Annotated in this window: 17 protein-coding genes; 11 read left to right on the top strand and 6 right to left on the bottom strand. The window is 75.9% G+C overall.

Annotated elements, in window-relative coordinates; all coding sequences use genetic code 11:
* Positions 1-190: 190 nt before the first annotated feature.
* The 8 genes from ACFP3U_RS12880 to ACFP3U_RS12845 all read left to right on the top strand — a co-directional run bounded on the left by ACFP3U_RS12880 (position 191) and on the right by ACFP3U_RS12845 (position 6,828).
* A complete protein-coding gene (locus tag ACFP3U_RS12880) occupies positions 191-1,933 on the top strand; it encodes an ATP-binding protein (protein ID WP_380225580.1) in 1,743 nt (580 codons plus the stop codon).
* A complete protein-coding gene (locus ACFP3U_RS12875; protein ID WP_380225579.1) occupies positions 1,930-2,337 on the top strand; it encodes a roadblock/LC7 domain-containing protein in 408 nt (135 codons plus the stop codon). Before ACFP3U_RS12880 ends, ACFP3U_RS12875 begins: the two co-directional genes overlap by 4 nt.
* Positions 2,334-2,693 carry a DUF742 domain-containing protein gene (locus ACFP3U_RS12870; RefSeq protein WP_380225577.1) on the top strand — a complete coding sequence of 120 codons (360 nt, stop codon included), beginning with the start codon at positions 2,334-2,336 and terminating at the stop codon, positions 2,691-2,693. The genes ACFP3U_RS12875 and ACFP3U_RS12870 overlap by 4 nt, the downstream gene beginning before the upstream one ends.
* Positions 2,674-3,294 carry a GTP-binding protein gene (locus ACFP3U_RS12865; RefSeq protein ID WP_380225576.1) on the top strand — a complete coding sequence of 207 codons (621 nt, stop codon included), beginning with the start codon at positions 2,674-2,676 and terminating at the stop codon, positions 3,292-3,294. The genes ACFP3U_RS12870 and ACFP3U_RS12865 overlap by 20 nt, the downstream gene beginning before the upstream one ends.
* 66 nt (positions 3,295-3,360) lie before the next feature.
* Positions 3,361-4,932 (top strand): cytochrome P450, encoded by a 1,572-nt coding sequence (locus tag ACFP3U_RS12860; protein ID WP_380225575.1) that lies wholly within the window; start codon positions 3,361-3,363, stop codon positions 4,930-4,932.
* Between the two features lie 134 nt (positions 4,933-5,066).
* Complete coding sequence (locus tag ACFP3U_RS12855; RefSeq protein WP_380225573.1) at positions 5,067-5,711, top strand: dihydrofolate reductase family protein; 645 nt, start codon at positions 5,067-5,069, stop codon at positions 5,709-5,711.
* Positions 5,712-5,879: 168 nt separating this feature from the next.
* Complete coding sequence (locus tag ACFP3U_RS12850; RefSeq protein ID WP_380225571.1) at positions 5,880-6,155, top strand: SCO2583/SCO2584 N-terminal domain-containing protein; 276 nt, start codon at positions 5,880-5,882, stop codon at positions 6,153-6,155.
* 199 nt (positions 6,156-6,354) lie between these two features.
* Complete coding sequence (locus ACFP3U_RS12845; RefSeq protein ID WP_380225570.1) at positions 6,355-6,828, top strand: hypothetical protein; 474 nt, start codon at positions 6,355-6,357, stop codon at positions 6,826-6,828.
* 66 nt (positions 6,829-6,894) lie between these two features.
* On the opposite strand, the gene ACFP3U_RS12840 is transcribed toward ACFP3U_RS12845, so the two are convergent.
* Positions 6,895-7,440, bottom strand: coding sequence for a hypothetical protein (locus tag ACFP3U_RS12840; protein WP_380225569.1), 546 nt, complete (start codon positions 7,438-7,440; stop codon positions 6,895-6,897).
* 178 nt (positions 7,441-7,618) lie between these two features.
* On the opposite strand from ACFP3U_RS12840, the gene ACFP3U_RS12835 reads away from it, so the two are divergent.
* The 3 genes from ACFP3U_RS12835 to ACFP3U_RS37140 all read left to right on the top strand — a co-directional run bounded on the left by ACFP3U_RS12835 (position 7,619) and on the right by ACFP3U_RS37140 (position 11,361).
* Entirely contained in the window at positions 7,619-10,498 is a 2,880-nt protein-coding gene (locus tag ACFP3U_RS12835; RefSeq protein WP_380225567.1) for an AfsR/SARP family transcriptional regulator, read from the top strand.
* Positions 10,499-10,640: 142 nt separating this feature from the next.
* Complete coding sequence (locus ACFP3U_RS12830; RefSeq protein ID WP_380225566.1) at positions 10,641-11,207, top strand: hypothetical protein; 567 nt, start codon at positions 10,641-10,643, stop codon at positions 11,205-11,207.
* Positions 11,208-11,286: 79 nt separating this feature from the next.
* Entirely contained in the window at positions 11,287-11,361 is a 75-nt protein-coding gene (locus ACFP3U_RS37140; RefSeq protein WP_464332458.1) for a hypothetical protein, read from the top strand.
* 120 nt (positions 11,362-11,481) lie between these two features.
* Here the strand turns inward: ACFP3U_RS37140 and ACFP3U_RS12825 are convergent, their stop codons facing one another.
* From ACFP3U_RS12825 to ACFP3U_RS12805, 5 genes are all read right to left on the bottom strand, one after another.
* The gene (locus tag ACFP3U_RS12825) at positions 11,482-12,120 is read right to left on the bottom strand and encodes a GNAT family N-acetyltransferase (protein ID WP_380225565.1); all 639 of its coding nucleotides are present in this window, start codon (positions 12,118-12,120) and stop codon (positions 11,482-11,484) included.
* Positions 12,121-12,210: 90 nt separating this feature from the next.
* Positions 12,211-12,714: a pyridoxamine 5'-phosphate oxidase family protein gene (locus ACFP3U_RS12820; RefSeq protein WP_380225564.1), complete on the bottom strand. Its 504-nt coding sequence runs from the start codon at positions 12,712-12,714 to the stop codon at positions 12,211-12,213.
* Between the two features lie 118 nt (positions 12,715-12,832).
* Positions 12,833-13,267 carry an ATP-binding protein gene (locus tag ACFP3U_RS12815; protein WP_380225563.1) on the bottom strand — a complete coding sequence of 145 codons (435 nt, stop codon included), beginning with the start codon at positions 13,265-13,267 and terminating at the stop codon, positions 12,833-12,835.
* A gap of 122 nt (positions 13,268-13,389) precedes the next feature.
* Complete coding sequence (locus ACFP3U_RS12810) at positions 13,390-13,965, bottom strand: hypothetical protein (protein WP_380225562.1); 576 nt, start codon at positions 13,963-13,965, stop codon at positions 13,390-13,392.
* Positions 13,966-14,091: 126 nt separating this feature from the next.
* A complete protein-coding gene (locus tag ACFP3U_RS12805) occupies positions 14,092-14,865 on the bottom strand; it encodes an SDR family oxidoreductase (RefSeq protein WP_380225561.1) in 774 nt (257 codons plus the stop codon).
* Positions 14,866-14,954: the final 89 nt, after the last annotated feature.

Raw genomic sequence — 14,954 nt, 5'->3', positions numbered from 1 at the left:
CCTGGTGCCATCACCGGCCCGCCCACGGGTCCGGGAGTCCGGCCGGACCGCTCCCGCCGGTGCGCGAAGCGCTCCGAACCCACGGGCCCACGGGCCGCTCGCCCGTCCCTGTTCCCCCACTCTTCCGATCGTTTGAGGATGCTGAATGCTAGGTGCTGGTTCGTCACCCGGACGCCGGCGCTCCGCCCCCGTGCTCGTCTGGCTCCTGCCCACCCTCGTCACGGCGGCCGTCGCCGCCGTCGCCGTGGCCACGGTCTCCGCCGACTCCCGCGCCCAGGTCGCCGTCTGCGCGGCGGTGGGCACCCTGGCCGTGGTCCTGGTCGCCGCCGAGGCCGCGCGCCGGGGCCGGGCGACGGAGGAGCTGCGCGCTCGGGCCGTCCAGCGCGAGGGTGAACTGATCCGCCGGCTGACCCGGCAGGAGAGCGAGTACATCCGGCTGGCCAAGTCCGTCCTGCCCGCCGCCATGACCCGGCTCACGCACGGCGAGGGCCTGGAGGACGTGGTCAACGCGTACACCCTCCAGGACGTCACCGTCGGCGCCGAGTTCCGGACCGCGCAGCAGACCCTGCTGCGGGCCGTCCTGGAGACCGTCGAGAACGAGGAGGCGCTGCGCGAGTCCTCCCGGCGCTCCTTCGTCAACATCGCCCGCCGCGTGCAGGCGATCGTCCACCGGCAGGCCGCCGAGCTGCGCAGCATGGAGCACCGGCACGGCAACGACCCGGCCGTCTTCGACGACCTGCTGCTGGTCGACCACGGCAACGCCCTGATCGGCCGCCTGGCGGACAGCATCGCGGTGCTCGGCGGCGCGCGCCCGGGCCGCCAGTGGAACCGGGCCGTGCCGCTGTACAGCGTGCTGCGCGGCGGTATGTCGCGCATCCTCGACTTCCAGCGGGTCGAGCTGCACCCGGTCTCCGAGGTGGCCGTCGTCGGCCCGGCCGTCGAGCCGCTCATCCACGCGGTGGCCGAGCTCCTCGACAACGCCACCCGCTACTCGCCCCCGCACACCAACGTGCACCTGACCGCCGTCGAGGTGCAGACCGGCATCGCGATCGAGATCGAGGACGGCGGCCTGAGCCTCAGTGAGGAGGGCCGGGCCCGTGCCGAGCGGATGCTCCTGGAGGCGCAGGCCGGCATCGACCTCAACGAGCTCGGCGAGACCCCGCGGCTCGGCCTCGCGGTCGTCGGCCGGCTCTCCCGGGCGTACGGCTTCCAGGTCTCGCTGCGGCCCTCGGCCTACGGCGGGGTGCGGGCCGTGCTGGTCGTGCCGCAGGAGCTGATCACCACCGCGCCGGCGACCGGGCGCGCGCACGGCATCGGCGTCACCGGTTCGTCCGGGCCGGAGCCGGTGGACGACCGCCGGTCGCACACCTCGCCGCCGCCGCGCCGGCCGCTCTCCGGCTCGCTGCCGGGGCCGCTCAGCGGTGGGGAGGAGGCCCCGGTGGTGACCGAGCGGACCGCGACCGGTCTGCCCCGGCGGCGCCGGCACGCCGCGCCGATCGGCCGGTTCGGCGCCCCGACCACCCGTACCACCACCACCCGCACCGTCGGCACGGCCGGCCGGAGCGGGACGACCGGTACCGGCGGTACGGGCGGCAGAGGCGGCGGCACCGGCGCGCCCGGCACGACAGGCACCGGCGGCACGACAGGCACCGGCGGTACGAGCGGCCGGTCCGACGGGCGCGAGGGACGCGACGGGCGCGACGGCTCGGGTGGCGTCAACGGCTTCGGCGGCGGCACCCACGGCCGGGCCGACGGCGCCCAGGGCCGGACCGGCGGCCCACCCGGCCGCCCCGGCGCCGCCCCCTCGGACACGACGGGGGCGGTGCAGCCGGGCCTCTGGCTGGCCGCCTTCACCGAGGGGATCAACGGCGCGGGCACGGCCGACCACGACAACGGAGATTCGAGCGGGACGACGGGGAGGGACCAGCGGTGATTCAGCCACGGACCAACATGGACTGGCTGCTCAAGCAGCTGGCGGACGAAGTCCCGCACGTCCGGAACGTCATCGTGCTCTCGGCGGACGGCCTGCGGATGGCCCAGCACGGCACCGAGACCGACACCGCCGACCGGCTCGCCGCCGCCTGCGCGGGCCTGCAGAGCCTGGCGGCGGCCGTCGGCCACGAGTTCCCGCACGGGGACGGCCGGATGCGGCTGGTGGTGATCGAGATCGGCGGCGGCTTCTTCTACCTCATGGCGGCCGGCGCCCGCGCCTTCCTCGCGGTACTGGCCGACGAGGGCGTGGACGCCGGACTGATGGGCCAGCGGATGCGCGACCTGGTCGCCCGGATCGGCGAGCACCTCAGCACGCCTCCCCGAAGGGGCGAGCCAGTCGCATGAGCACAACCGGCCGGGACTGGGGCGAGGACGCCCCGGAACGCTTCTACGTGATCACGCGCGGCCACACCCAACCGGCCGGACGGGCCGCGTTGGACCTGGTCACCCTGATCGTCTCCCGTGCGGAGCCCACCCCCTCGATGCCGCCCGAGCACGCGGCGATCCTGCGCCTGTGCGGATCGCCGCTCTCGGTGGCCGAGATCTCCGCCTATCTGCGGCTGCCGGTCAGCGCGGTCACCGTGCTGCTGGCCGACCTCGTGGCCGAGGAACGGGTCGAGGCGCGCGCCTCCGTCCCGGCCGCGCTTCTCCCCGACCGTGCCCTGTTGGAGGCGGTGATGCATGGACTTCAGCGGCTCTGACGCGGTGCTCGGGCCGGCGAACGAGGATCTCCTGCCGGACTCGGCCACCGCGGCCGTCAAGGTGGTCGTCGTGGGTGGCTTCGGCGTCGGCAAGACGACCCTGGTCGGGGCGGTGAGCGAGATCCGCCCGCTGACCACCGAGGAGACGATGACCCAGGCCGGGGCCGGCGTCGACGACCTGGCCGGGATCGAGCGGAAGTCCGAGACCACGGTCGCGATGGACTTCGGCCGGATCAGCATCAGCGACGAACTGGTGCTGTACCTGTTCGGCACCCCGGGGCAGGAGCGGTTCTGGTTCCTCTGGAACGGCCTGTTCGAGGGGGCGCTGGGCGCGGTCGTCCTGGTCGACACCCGTCGGCTGGAGGTCAGCTTCGACGTGATCGGGCGGCTGGAGGACCGCGGCGTGCCGTTCGTCGTCGCCGCCAACGTCTTCCCCGGCTCGCCCGCCCACCCGGACCAGGAGCTGCGGACCGCGCTGGACCTGCCGCCGGAGGTTCCGATCGTCGCGTGCGACGCCCGGATCCGCGAGTCCGGACGGGACGTGCTGCTCGCGCTCATGCACTACCTCTACGACCTCGCGGAGGCGCCCCCGGCACGCTGACCGCGCCCCGCCTTCACCCCCACCGCCCCCACCCCCCTGCACCGCCGACCGACCTCCGGAGACACCGTGACCACCCCGTTCCGCGACGACGCCACCCTCGTCCCACCCGCCGGCTGCCCCGCCCACCTGGCGGGCGCCCCGGGCGCCCCGGAGGACACCGACCTCGACGCCACCGGCCCGGCCGACCCGGAGGGCCACGAGCCGGGCCTCGACGAGCTGCCCGTCGCGGAACTCCGCCGGCTCTACGGCCCCGAGGCCGAGGCGGACCCGGCCGGCCTGTACGAGAAGCTGCGCGCCGAGTACGGGGAGGTCGCGCCCGTCCTGCTGCACGGCGACCTGCCGGCCTGGCTGGTGCTCGGCCACTCCGCCAACCTCACCGTGCTGCGCACGCCCTCGCGGTTCTCCCGGGACTCGCGCCGCTGGACGGCGTTCCAGGAGGGCCGGGTCGGTGCGGACTCGCCGCTGATGCCGGTCATCGCCTGGCAGCCGCTCTGCGTCTTCGCCGACGGCGCCGAGCACCGCCGGCTGCGCGGCGCCGTCACCGACGGCCTGAACGGCACCGACCGGCGCGGCGTCCGCCGCTTCGTCACCCGCTACACCGCCGAGCTGGTCGCGGAGTTCGGGCCGACCGGCCGGGCCGAGCTGGTGAGCCGGTTCGCCGAGCACCTGCCGATGCTGGTGATGACCCAGCTGGTCGGCATGCCCGAGGAGTACGGTCCGAAGCTGGTCGAGGCCGCGCGGGACCTCATGAAGGGCACCGAGACCGCCATCGCCAGCAACGAGCACGTGGTGGCCGCGCTGCGCCGGCTGGTCGAGCGCAAGCGGACCGACCCCGGCGCCGACCTCTGCACCCGGCTGATGCAGCACGAGGCCGGGCTGACGGACGAGGAGGTGCTGGAGCACCTGCGGGTGGTGCTGCTGGCGGCGAACGAGACGACCGTCAACCTGATCGCCGACACCCTGAAGATGATCCTCACCGACGAGCGGTTCCGGGCGCACCTGTCGGGCGGTCACATGACCGTGCCGGACGGGCTCGACCAGGTCCTGTGGGACGCGCCCCCGATGTCGCTGGTCGCCGGCCGCTGGGCCACCGGGGACACCCTGCTCGGCGGCCGGCGGATCCGGGCCGGCGACATGCTGCTGCTCGGCCTCGCCGCCGGGAACGTCGACCCGGTCGTCCGGCCCGACCTGGCGAAGCCGCTGCACGGCAACCGCTCCCACCTGTCCTTCGGCAGCGGCCCGCACGAGTGCCCGGGCCAGGACATCGGGCGGGCGATCGCGGAGACCGGCATCGACAGCCTGCTCACCCTGCTGCCGGACCTCCGGCTCGCCGTCCCCGAGCCGGAGCTGACCTGGACCTCGGCCTGGCTGTCGCGGCACCTGGTCGAGCTGCCGGTGGAGTTCACCCCGCGCGAGCCGGAGCCCGCGGCGGAGCGCGGTACGGCGTCGGCCGCTGCGTCGGCCCCGGCTGCTACCCCGGCTGCTACCCCGGCCGCTGCGTCGGTCGCTGCGTCGGTCGCGCCCCCGGTTCCGGTGGCCCCCCGGCCCGGGCCGACGCCCGTCGGGCCCTCCCCCGCCCTCGACCCCCGGGCACGGCGCGGCTGGTGGGCCCGGCTCACCGGGTGGTTCCGCCGCTGACGGGCGCCCCGTACCCTTCCGCGCGGTTCCGCGCGGGCGCGTTCCCAGCGGAACCGGGCGGGCGCCGATAGAGTCGGCGCGAGCCGGACGCGCCCCGTCGCCGCTCCGGAACCCCGACCGCCGGAGGGTGTCCCGTGTCCCTGGTCCGCGTCCACAACTTCTCGGTCTCGCTCGACGGCTACGGCACCGGCGAGGGACAGAGCCTGGAGTCGCCGTTCGGTCACGCGGGCGAGCGGCTGCACCGCTGGTTCTTCCACACCCGGACGTTCCGCGCCATGCATGGCGAGGAGGGCGGGGAGACCGGCGTGGACGACGCGATGGCCCGCGCCTGGGGCGACGGGATCGGCGCGGAGATCATGGGGCGCAACAAGTTCGGCCCGCAGCGCGGCCCGTGGCAGGACCACGAGTGGAACGGCTGGTGGGGGCCCGATCCGGTCTTCCACACCCCGGTCTTCGTCCTCACCCACCACCCCAGGCCCACCGTGGAGATGGCCGGCGGCACCACCTTCCACTTCGTCGACGGCTCCCCGCACGAGGTGCTCGCCCGGGCCCGGGAGGCCGCCGGCGGGCTGGACGTCCGGATCGGCGGCGGGCCGAGCACGATCCGCGCGTTCCTCGCCGCGGACCTCGTCGACCATCTGCACGTGGTCGTGGTGCCGATCCTGCTCGGCCGCGGGGAGCGGCTCTGGGACGGGCTCGAAGGTCTGGAGGAGCGGTTCCGCATCGAGGCCGTGAGCAGCCCGAGCGGGGTCACCCACCTGACCTTCACCCGGCCCTGAGCCTCCCTCCGGCCGCCGCTCCTCCGAGGTCCCTCCACCGCAACCGCCCGGCCCCGGCGAGGAGTTCCCGGGCCTTCGGTCCGTGCGCGACCCATGCCGGTGGCCGAGCGGCCGAGCTACCGGCGGCCCCGCGCGGGGCGTGTCGGCGGCCCCCGGCATACTGGCGCCGTGCCGATAGCCGATGACCCCCGCCCCAACCCGTCCGACGAGCCCGGGCGCGACCCGTTCGACGATCTCGTCCTGGATGAGCGCTTCGTCCGGGCCGCCACCGTCAAGGAACCGACGGCGCGCACCCGGATGCTGACGGCCCGGTGGCGGCACCAGCCACCGGTGGACCCGGGCGGACGCCGCTGGTCGCCGGCCGCCGGCGACGTCCTGACCGCCGACAACCACCTCCCCACCGACCTCGCACCCACCCGCCCCCAGTCCGCCCGCCCGGTCTGACCGGGCGGGCGGGTCCAGGGCCTGTCCGGTCGATCTTGGCGGATCAGCGCGCGGCTCCCCAGCCTCCGGCCGGGCCCCAGCGGGCCGTGCTTCCGTGCGCCGGGTTTACCACCCCCGGTGGCGGTGCCATATCCGAGGCTGCAAGCCGGATCCGGTGACGGGACGTCGGATCCGGCCCACCGAGGAGGGGACACCGCCCATGACAGACATCCAGCGGCCGGCGCTGCGGTACACCGCGGACATCACCGTGGCGGACATCGACGGGCTGGCCGGGTTCATCGAGCGGCGGATCGTGCTGCTGCGGGAGGCGGCCGACGGGCCCGGGGGCCAGGAGGAGCTGATCGGGGAGGCGCTGTCCCACACGGTCACCGCCCTGACCGGGAGCGCGCGGGAGGTGCTCGGCACGCTCGCCGGGCGGGCGGCGGAGGTGGCGGCCGCCGGGGCCGCGGAGGCCGCCGACGGTCGCGGGACGCACGGGGAATTCCTGGCCTTCGACGAGGAGTTGGAGGAGCTGATGGCCCGGCTCAGCCGGCTGTGGCGGTATCTGCTGACGGCCGCCGAGGCGTGGAGCCACCTGCCGGAGTACGACGTGGCGCGCTGGCGGCTGGACGGCCAGCTGGACGCGGAGCACGAGGCGCGGGCCCGGTGGCAGGGAGCAGGCGAGGCCTGGTAACCGGCGTACGGGAGGCCGACCCCCGCCCCAGGTGGGCGGGAGCCGGCCGCTGTACGGTGCCGCAGGTCAGTTCCAGGGGTTGGCGTTCTGGTCGTTGATGTACGTCCAGAAGCGCACGCCCTGCGGGAGGCTGCCGGAGGCCCAGAAGGTCCAGCCGCCGGTCTGGGCGTAGTCGGGGCCGTAGCGGCCGTCGTGGAACTCCGCCTGTCGCCAGGTCCGCCCGAAGGTCGAGCGGCAGACCTCGTTGGCCGCCGCCGGGCTGGTCAGCTCGGAGCCCTTGACCGGGCGGCTGAGCGCCACACTGCCCAGGGCCCAGCCGTTGTAGAAGTCGAGGCTGATGCCGGCCGGCGCGGACCGGCCGTCCCGGTTGAGGCAGAGGACCGGGAGCGAGGCCCACGGCGCGGTGTCGCCCTGGTAGGCGTTGCTGGCGCTGCCGCCCGGGCCGCCGACCTGGACGGTGCCGCCCGGGCCGTAGTTGAGGACCTCCCAGGTCATGCCGTAGTGGGTGGCGTCGGAGGCGGTGGCCTGGGCGGCCGGGGCGACGGCCAGCGGGGCGAGCGCGGCCACGGCGGCGGCGGTCGCGACGGCGGCGAGGCGCTTGATGCGGGTCATGGGCCTGTTCCTCCAGGGAACTCCGGGGAAAGAGACTGAGCACGGCACCGGTCCGGCTCCGGACCGATACGTCCGACCTTCTCAACCGAGCGCACGATTCTGGCATGATCTGGTCATCGGTTCGTCACCAAACGCGACGGTCCGACAGCGGCGTGCAGGACCCTGGGGAGGGGCGCGCATGGAGTTCGCGATTCTGGGACCGCTGGAGGTCCGCACCCGCGCGGGGAGCCGGGTCCGACTGGGGGGCGCCCGGCAGGAGCGGCTGCTGGCCGCCCTGCTGCTGAACGGGGGCGGCGCCGTCCCGGTGGCCCGGCTGGTGGACGCGGTCTGGGAGGACCGGCCGCCGGCCACCGCCGACCGCCAGGTCCGCAACCTCGCGGGGCTGTTGCGCCGCGGCTTCCGCAAGGCCGACCCGACCGGGCCGCCCGTACTGCTCACCGACGGACGCGGCTACCGCATCCCGCTCGACGACCACGGGTTGGACGCCCGGGTCTTCGCCGACACGGTCGCCCTCTCCCGCCGGACGGCCGCCGCCGGGCAGCAGGCGGCCGCCGCCGCCGGCCTGCGCCAGGCCCTCTCGCTCTGGCGCGGGCCCGTACTCGACGGGCTGGACGGGCAGTTGATCGACGCGGGGGCCGTGCCGCTGGACGAGCTGCGGCTCACCGCCTGGGAGGACTGCCTCGATCTGGAGGCGGCCCTCGGCCGGCACCGGGCCGGCATCCCCGAGCTGACCGGCCTGGTCGCCGACCACCCGCTGCGGGAGCGGTTCGTCGGGCAGCTGATGCGGGCGCTGCACGCCTCCGGGCGGACGGCCGACGCCCTCACGGTGCACCGGCGGTTCGCCGACCGGCTCGCGGAGGAGCTGGGCCTCGACCCCAGCCCGGAACTCAGGCGCCTGCACCTGGAGTTGCTCACCACCGAGGCGAGTCCCACTCCAAGTCCCAGCCCCAGTTCGAGCCCTGAGCCGGACCGGGGCGAGCCGACCGTCGCCCCGGGCGAGACCGACCGCGGACCCGAGCCCGGCCGCCACCCGGCCGTACCCGTACCCGCCCAACTGCCGCCCTCGCTCGCCACGTTCACCGGCCGCGACGCGGAACTCGCCGTCCTCGACGCCTTCGCCGCGGCGGCGACCACCGTCGGCGACCGGGACCATGCGCCCGCCCCCGAACCCGGCGGAGCGCGAGCCGGGCAACCCTGCCGGCCGCCCGACGCCCGGATCTGCGTGGTCTCCGGCAGCGCCGGGATCGGCAAGAGCACCCTGGTCGTCCAGTGGGCACACCGGGTCCGCGCCCGCTTCCCCGGCGGCCAGCTCTACGCCGACCTGCACGGCTTCTCCGCCGAGCCGCCGCTGGCCCCGCACGCCGTGCTGGCCCGGTTCCTGCGCGCCCTCGGGGTGCCCGGCGAACGGGTGCCGACCGTCCCCGAGGAGGCCGCCGCGCTCTACCGGTCGATGCTCGCGGACCAGCGGGTGCTGGTCGTCCTGGACAACGCGCGCAGCGCCGACCAGGTGCGCCCGCTGCTCCCCGGCGCACCGGAGTGCCTGACCGTGGTCACCAGCCGCTCCGGCCTGGCCGGGCTCACCGCCCGGGACGGCGCCCGCCCGCTGCCCCTGGACCTCATGCCGGCGCCCGACGCCGTCGCACTGCTCGACCGCGTGATCGGTGCCCGGCGGGCCCGCTCCGAGCCCGCCGCCGTCGCCGAACTGGCCGCCGTCTGCGGCCGGTTGCCGCTCGCCCTGGCCATCGCCGCCGGCCGGCTCGCCGAGCGCCCCGGCCGCACCGTCGCCGACCACGTCGCCGAGCTGCGGGACACCGGCAACCGGCTCACCGCGCTGGCGATCGACGACGACGCCGGCTCGGCCGTCCGCGCGACCCTCGACCTCTCCTACCGCGCCCTGCCCGCCACCGCGCGGACCCTGTTCCGGCTGCTCGCCCTCGCGCCCGGCTCCGGGCTGACGGCCCCGGCCGCCGCCGCGCTCTGCGGCGAACGCGTCGCCGTCGTCCGCCCCGTCCTGGAGCAGCTGACCACCGCCCACCTGCTCACCCACGAGGGCGGCGACCGGTACCGGCTGCACGACCTGCTGCGCCTGTACGCCGCCGAACGCGCCGCCGCCGAGACCGGCCGGGCGGTGCGCGCCGCCGCCCTCGAACGGCTCGGCACCTGGTACCTGCACCACGCCGACGCCGCGGCCCGGCTGCTCACCCCGCACCGCCGGCGGGTCCCGCTCGACGCGCCCGGCGCCTGGTACGAACCGCCGGCCTTCACCACCGCGGCCGGGGCGCAGCGCTGGTGCGAGAGCGAGCACACCCGGCTGCTGAGCACGATCCGCGCGGCGGCCGAGCACGGTCCGGACGGTCTGGCCTGGCGCCTGCCGGTGGCGCTGTGGAGCTACTACTTCACCAGCCCGCACCTGGACGAGCGGGAGGAGGCGGCCCGCCTGGCGGTGGCGGCGGCCGTCCGGGCGGGCGACCGGTACGGCGAGGGCCATGCCCGCAACGATCTGGCGACGGCGCTCGCCGCGCTCGGCCGCCATGACGAGGTGCTGGCCGAACTCCGGCGCGCCCGGGCCCTGTTCGCCTCGATCGACGACCGCGCGGGCGAGGCGCAGGTGATCGGCAACCTCGGCGACCACTGCCTCAGCACGGGCGCGTACGGGCAGGCCCGACTGCACTTCCAGGGGGCGCTGACGCTGTTCCGGGCGCAGCCGGAGGAGAGCCGGGACGACTGGGCGATCCGGGTCTGCGAGACCAACATCGGGGTGACCGCCATGCTGACCGGCCGCGCCCGTGAGGCGGGCGAGTACCTGCACCGGGCGCTCGACCGGCACCGGTCCACCGGCGATCCGGTCCTGGAGAGCATCACCCTCTACCACCTGGGCGACCACCACCGCCGGCTGGACCGCCCCGAGCAGGCGGTGGAGCGGCTGCGGCAGGCGCTCGCGGTGCTCGACGACACCACGCGCAATCCCCGGCTGCGCGCCGAGGTGCTGACCGCCCTGGCCCGGCTGGGCGAGGCCGCCGGCCCCCGCGCGGAGGGCCCGGCCGCCGAGCGGCGGTGACGTCCCCGACGGGTCGCCCGGGCGGGTGGTCGTCGCCTCGGGGCGGCACGGCGGGTGGCGGGGTGGGGGGTGGTGCGTGGTCGGATGGTCCGTCGGTGGTGCGGCCGGGCGGGCGTCGACGGCGGGGAGGCGGGGCGGTGCGGTGCGGCGGCTGAGGGTGGTGGCGGCGGTGGCGGCGGCCGCGGTGCTCGGCGCGGCGGCGGCGACGCCGGGCGAGCCGCCCGGCCCGGGTGGCTCGGCGGCGGAGCGGGCGGTGGACGGGGACCGGAGCGGGGACGGCGGGCTCGGCGGGTTCGGCGGGCTCGGGGCCGTCGGCGGGGTGACCGGCCTCGGAGGCCCCGGCGGGTTCGGCGGCCCCGGCGGCCCCGGTGCGGGCCGCTTGCGGACGCTGGCCGGCGTGCTGCGGCAGGACCGTCCCGGCAGCGGCTGGTACCTGGTCGGCGGGGCGCACCTGGCTCTCGGCCTGGAGGTCGCGTACGCCGACCACCAGCAGATCGTGCTGCGCTTCCCGCCCGCGCGCCGGGTGGTGTCCGTACTCTGCGGCCCCGACGAGACGTACGCACCGCTCGGCTACTCCTGCGGCGCGTCGGTGTCGCTGGACGAGGTGAGGGTCCGGCTGGGCCGGGGCGGGCGGCTCGCCGACCCGACGGCCACGGCCGCCGGCCGGTACGCGAACTTCTGGCTGTTGGGGATCGTCGAGCAGCGGTGAGCGCCCCGGAACTCGACGACGCGACGGCGGGCCGTCGGTGTGAGACCTTGGACGGGGGCGAACCCATCAAGGAGGCCCGATGTCCTCGAAGCGCCGCCGCAAGAAGAAGGCCCGCCGCAAGGGCGCCAACCACGGCAAGCGGCCGCAGTGCTGAGCCGGTACCGGTAGCCGGTGCCGAACCGCCGCCCGCCCCGGACGCGTGTCCGGGGCGGCGGCCGTTCCTGCGGGCCGGGCCCGGCGCGGCGCGCGGTCACGCCTCGGCGGACTCCCCGGGCTACGGCGCGTAGTAGAGGCTCGCCATGGTCGCCCGGACCGTCCAGCCGAGGGCGCTGTAGAGCGCCCGCCCGTCCGGCGTGGCGACCAGGATCCCGGTGGTCGCTCCGCCGCGGTGCCCGGCGTCCTGCAGGGCCCGCATCACCACCGAGCCCAGACCCCGGCGGCGGTGCTCGGGGGCGGTCTCGATCTGGTCGGCGACGGCGGTGGCCCCGGCGAGCCCGAGCTGCCCGCGCGCGGCGAAGTGGCCGTCCTCGGTGCGGACCAGCACCCGGACCACGCCGCCGCGCTCCCAGGAGGTGAGGGTGTACCCGGCCGGGACGGTCGGACGCCCGGCGGCGAGCGGCAGGGTCATCAGGTACCCGGGGACGTCGTACCGCCACCCGGGGCCCAGCCAGGGGCGGACGGTCTCGTCGTCGGCGAAGAGCTTGAGCCAGGTCCCCGGCGCGGTGGTGGCCGCCACGAGCTTGCGCACATCGGGCTCGGTCGGCGCGGGCAGGACGTGCCGCGCCACCTGCTTCACCTGCCCGACGTCGACCGTCCACCCCCAGGGCTCGTCCACCGGATCGGCCGCGCCGCGCGAGACGATCCAGCCCCCGATCCACTCCCGCACCAACGCGTTGACGGTGAGCTCGCCCATCCCTGACCCCCGGTAATAGTCCCTAACGGACTTCATACATTACCGGATACCGCCGACAGGCGGACCGCGGACGGAGTAGCGGCGCGGGCCTCAGTGCCCGAGAGGCGCGTCGGCGAGCGTGCCGGCGAGGGGGCCCTGCTCCAGCCAGGTTCCGTCGCGCATGATGACCCGTCCGGAGTGTTCCTGCTCGCCCCGCCAAGCGCGTACCGTCTTCGGCACCACGCGCACGTACAGGTACGGCCCCTCCTCCGCGCGGGGGTCCCATCCGAACTTGTCGGCGAACGCCTGGGCCGCGTCCGCGGGCACGTCCCGGGCCGGGAAACCCTCCGCCTCGCCCTGGATGAGCACCACATCGAAGGTGTCCGGCAGCGCCAGTCGCACGCGCGGCTCCTCGCGGACGTTGCGCGCCGTCACCGAGGTGCCGCCGGTGCACATCCACACCGCCCGCCCGTCCCACCGGAACCACAGGGGTACCTGGTGCGGCCCGCGCTCGGGGGCGGCGGTCGACACCCAGATGTCCCGCTCGGTGGTGAGCCGTTCCAGAGTGTCGCGTACGCGCTCCGCCGTCTGGCGTCGAATGCTTGCCGTTTTCATGATCGACGATCCTAGCCACGGGGTTTCGGACGCACCTGAGGCGAGCGACCTACGACCAGCGGCCGATGAACCGCTCAGCCCTCGCCCCCTCGCTCGACCCGAGCGAGGGGGCGCCGGGTCAGCGCGGCGGAAGGTCGACTTCGAACCAGACCACCTTGCCGGGCCCGTGCCGGTACCAGCCCCAGCGCCGGGACAGCCTGGCCAGCAGGAACAGCCCGAGGCCCCCGGCGTCGGTCGGGTGCCGGCCGTACCGTATCCGGGGCGGCCGGGGGCTGCGGTCCGTCACCTCGACGCGCAGCAGGCGCCGCTCCCGGACCAGCAGCAGCGCGTCGGGCCCGCCCGCGTGCCGGACGGCGTTGGCGACCAGTTCGGAGACCAGCAGGACGACGTCCCCGACGACGGCGCGGTCCACCGTGCCGGCGAGCGACTCCGTGGTGAAGGCCCGGGCCTCGGCGATGACTCCGGGCCGGGCCGACAGGGGGAGCCACCGGGATCGCACGGCGCGGTCGACGCCCGGGGCGGACCGGGTGGCGCTGGGCATGGGCATGGGCATGCGGTGGCTCCTCCTCGATCCGGGGTGGCCGGGTCGGTCGGGTAGGCGGAGGCTGTCGGGTCGGCGGGGGTTGTGGTGGCGGCGGGACCGGGCGGCGGCCGTCGCCGTCACCAGGCTCGGGATCAGCGGTCCGGCGTCTCGTGCAGCCGGCTCCGGTGCGAGGGCTCGCGCGGCATTCCCGCGGCCCGGTCGCCGATCGGCTCCTCGGCCGCCGGCGCGGGCGGCTCCGCGTCCCCGGCCACCGGAGCGTCGGGGACCGGGGTCCTGGCGGCGGGCTCGTCGGAGATCCGGTCGTCGGCGACTCGTCGCTCCATGATCAGCTCGTCGGGCCGCTTGGCCGGGGCCCGCTCCTCCGGGTGGCGCTCCTCCGGGTACCGGTCCTCGGTGCGCGGCGCCGCCGTCTCGCGGGCGGTCTCGGCCTCCGCCGGGTAGGCCGTGGCGGGAGCGGCCGGGCGCGACGTCCTCGCCGCCCGGGCCGCCCGGACCCTGTGGAGCGACCAACCCATCAGCACGAGGCCGAGGCAGAACAGCAGTCCGAGGGCCAGCCCGGCGAGGAAGATCCCCAGGCTGTCGAGCCTCACCAGGTCGTTGCCGAGAACGGTCACCTGGTACTCCGGCCCGCCGGACAGGTTGTCGGCGATCAGCAGGCCGGTGAAGGCCCCGGTCGCGGCGACCAGAAGGAGTCCGAACAACAGCATGGCGTGTCCCTTCGGTCCGTACCCCCTCGGTGTCCGATCCCCTCCAGTGCGTCGCGCCTACCCGGCCGCGCCCGGGCCTAACACGCCCCGGGCAGCCGCCCGCGCGGCCGGCCGGGGCGCCGGGGATCAGGAACCGGCCAGCCACTTCTCCAGGGTCGGGCCGGCGAGCGTCGTGGCGGGACCGGCCACGAAGGCGCCGCTCTCCAGGAGTTCGCGGTCGGGGGTGCCCGGGTCGCTGACCTCGACGACGGTGACGCGTTCGCCGCGGGCGGCGTAGACGAGCTCGGCGGCCTTGGCGAGGTTCTCCTCGCGCGGGCCGGCGATCTCGGGGTACGGGGGCAGCGCGGTGCCCGGCGCGGGTGCGGGGGCCTCGGCGAGGTCGACGAGCGCCTCGGCCACGACGGCGCCCGCGACGAGCTGGGTGCGCATCAGGGGCACGTACACCGTGTCACCCTGGCGTCCCCAGCTGACCAGGGGCTCGACGAACTCGTGGAACTGGGCGGCCCGCAGGATCTGCACCGGCAGCGGTCCGGCGGCGAGGGCCTTCTCGTGCGCGACCTTGGCGCGGTAGTAACCGCCGGTCGACGCGTCGATGCCGATGATGGACACCGAGACGAGGCGCTCCACGCCGGCCCGCGCGCCCGCCGCGTGCAGGTTGGCGGCGGCCGCGGTGAAGAACGCGGTCGCCTCCTTCTCGTCCGCCGAGGGGGTGCCCGAGGTGTCGATGACGATGTCGACCCCGGCCAGCGCCTCCGCGAGTCCCTCGCCGGTGACGACGTCGACGCCCGCCGAGCGCGAGAGCGTCACGACCTGGTGGCCGCGCTCCTCCAGGACGCGGACGACGTGGCCGCCCAGCCGCCCGGTCGCGCCGACCACCGCGACGGTCCTGCGGTTCGCCATGCTTGTTCTCCTTCGTGGTGGATCCCAAATGATCTTCAGCGATCGAATCTAGGCCAGCGCGGCGCCCGGCGGTGGACAGGCCGCGCAAG

It is taken from the genome of Kitasatospora misakiensis, from assembly GCF_042656005.1.
Taxonomy (GTDB): domain Bacteria; phylum Actinomycetota; class Actinomycetes; order Streptomycetales; family Streptomycetaceae; genus Kitasatospora; species Kitasatospora misakiensis.
Note: the sequence above shows the minus strand (reverse complement) of the source record. Positions and strands in the feature narration are given on the sequence as shown.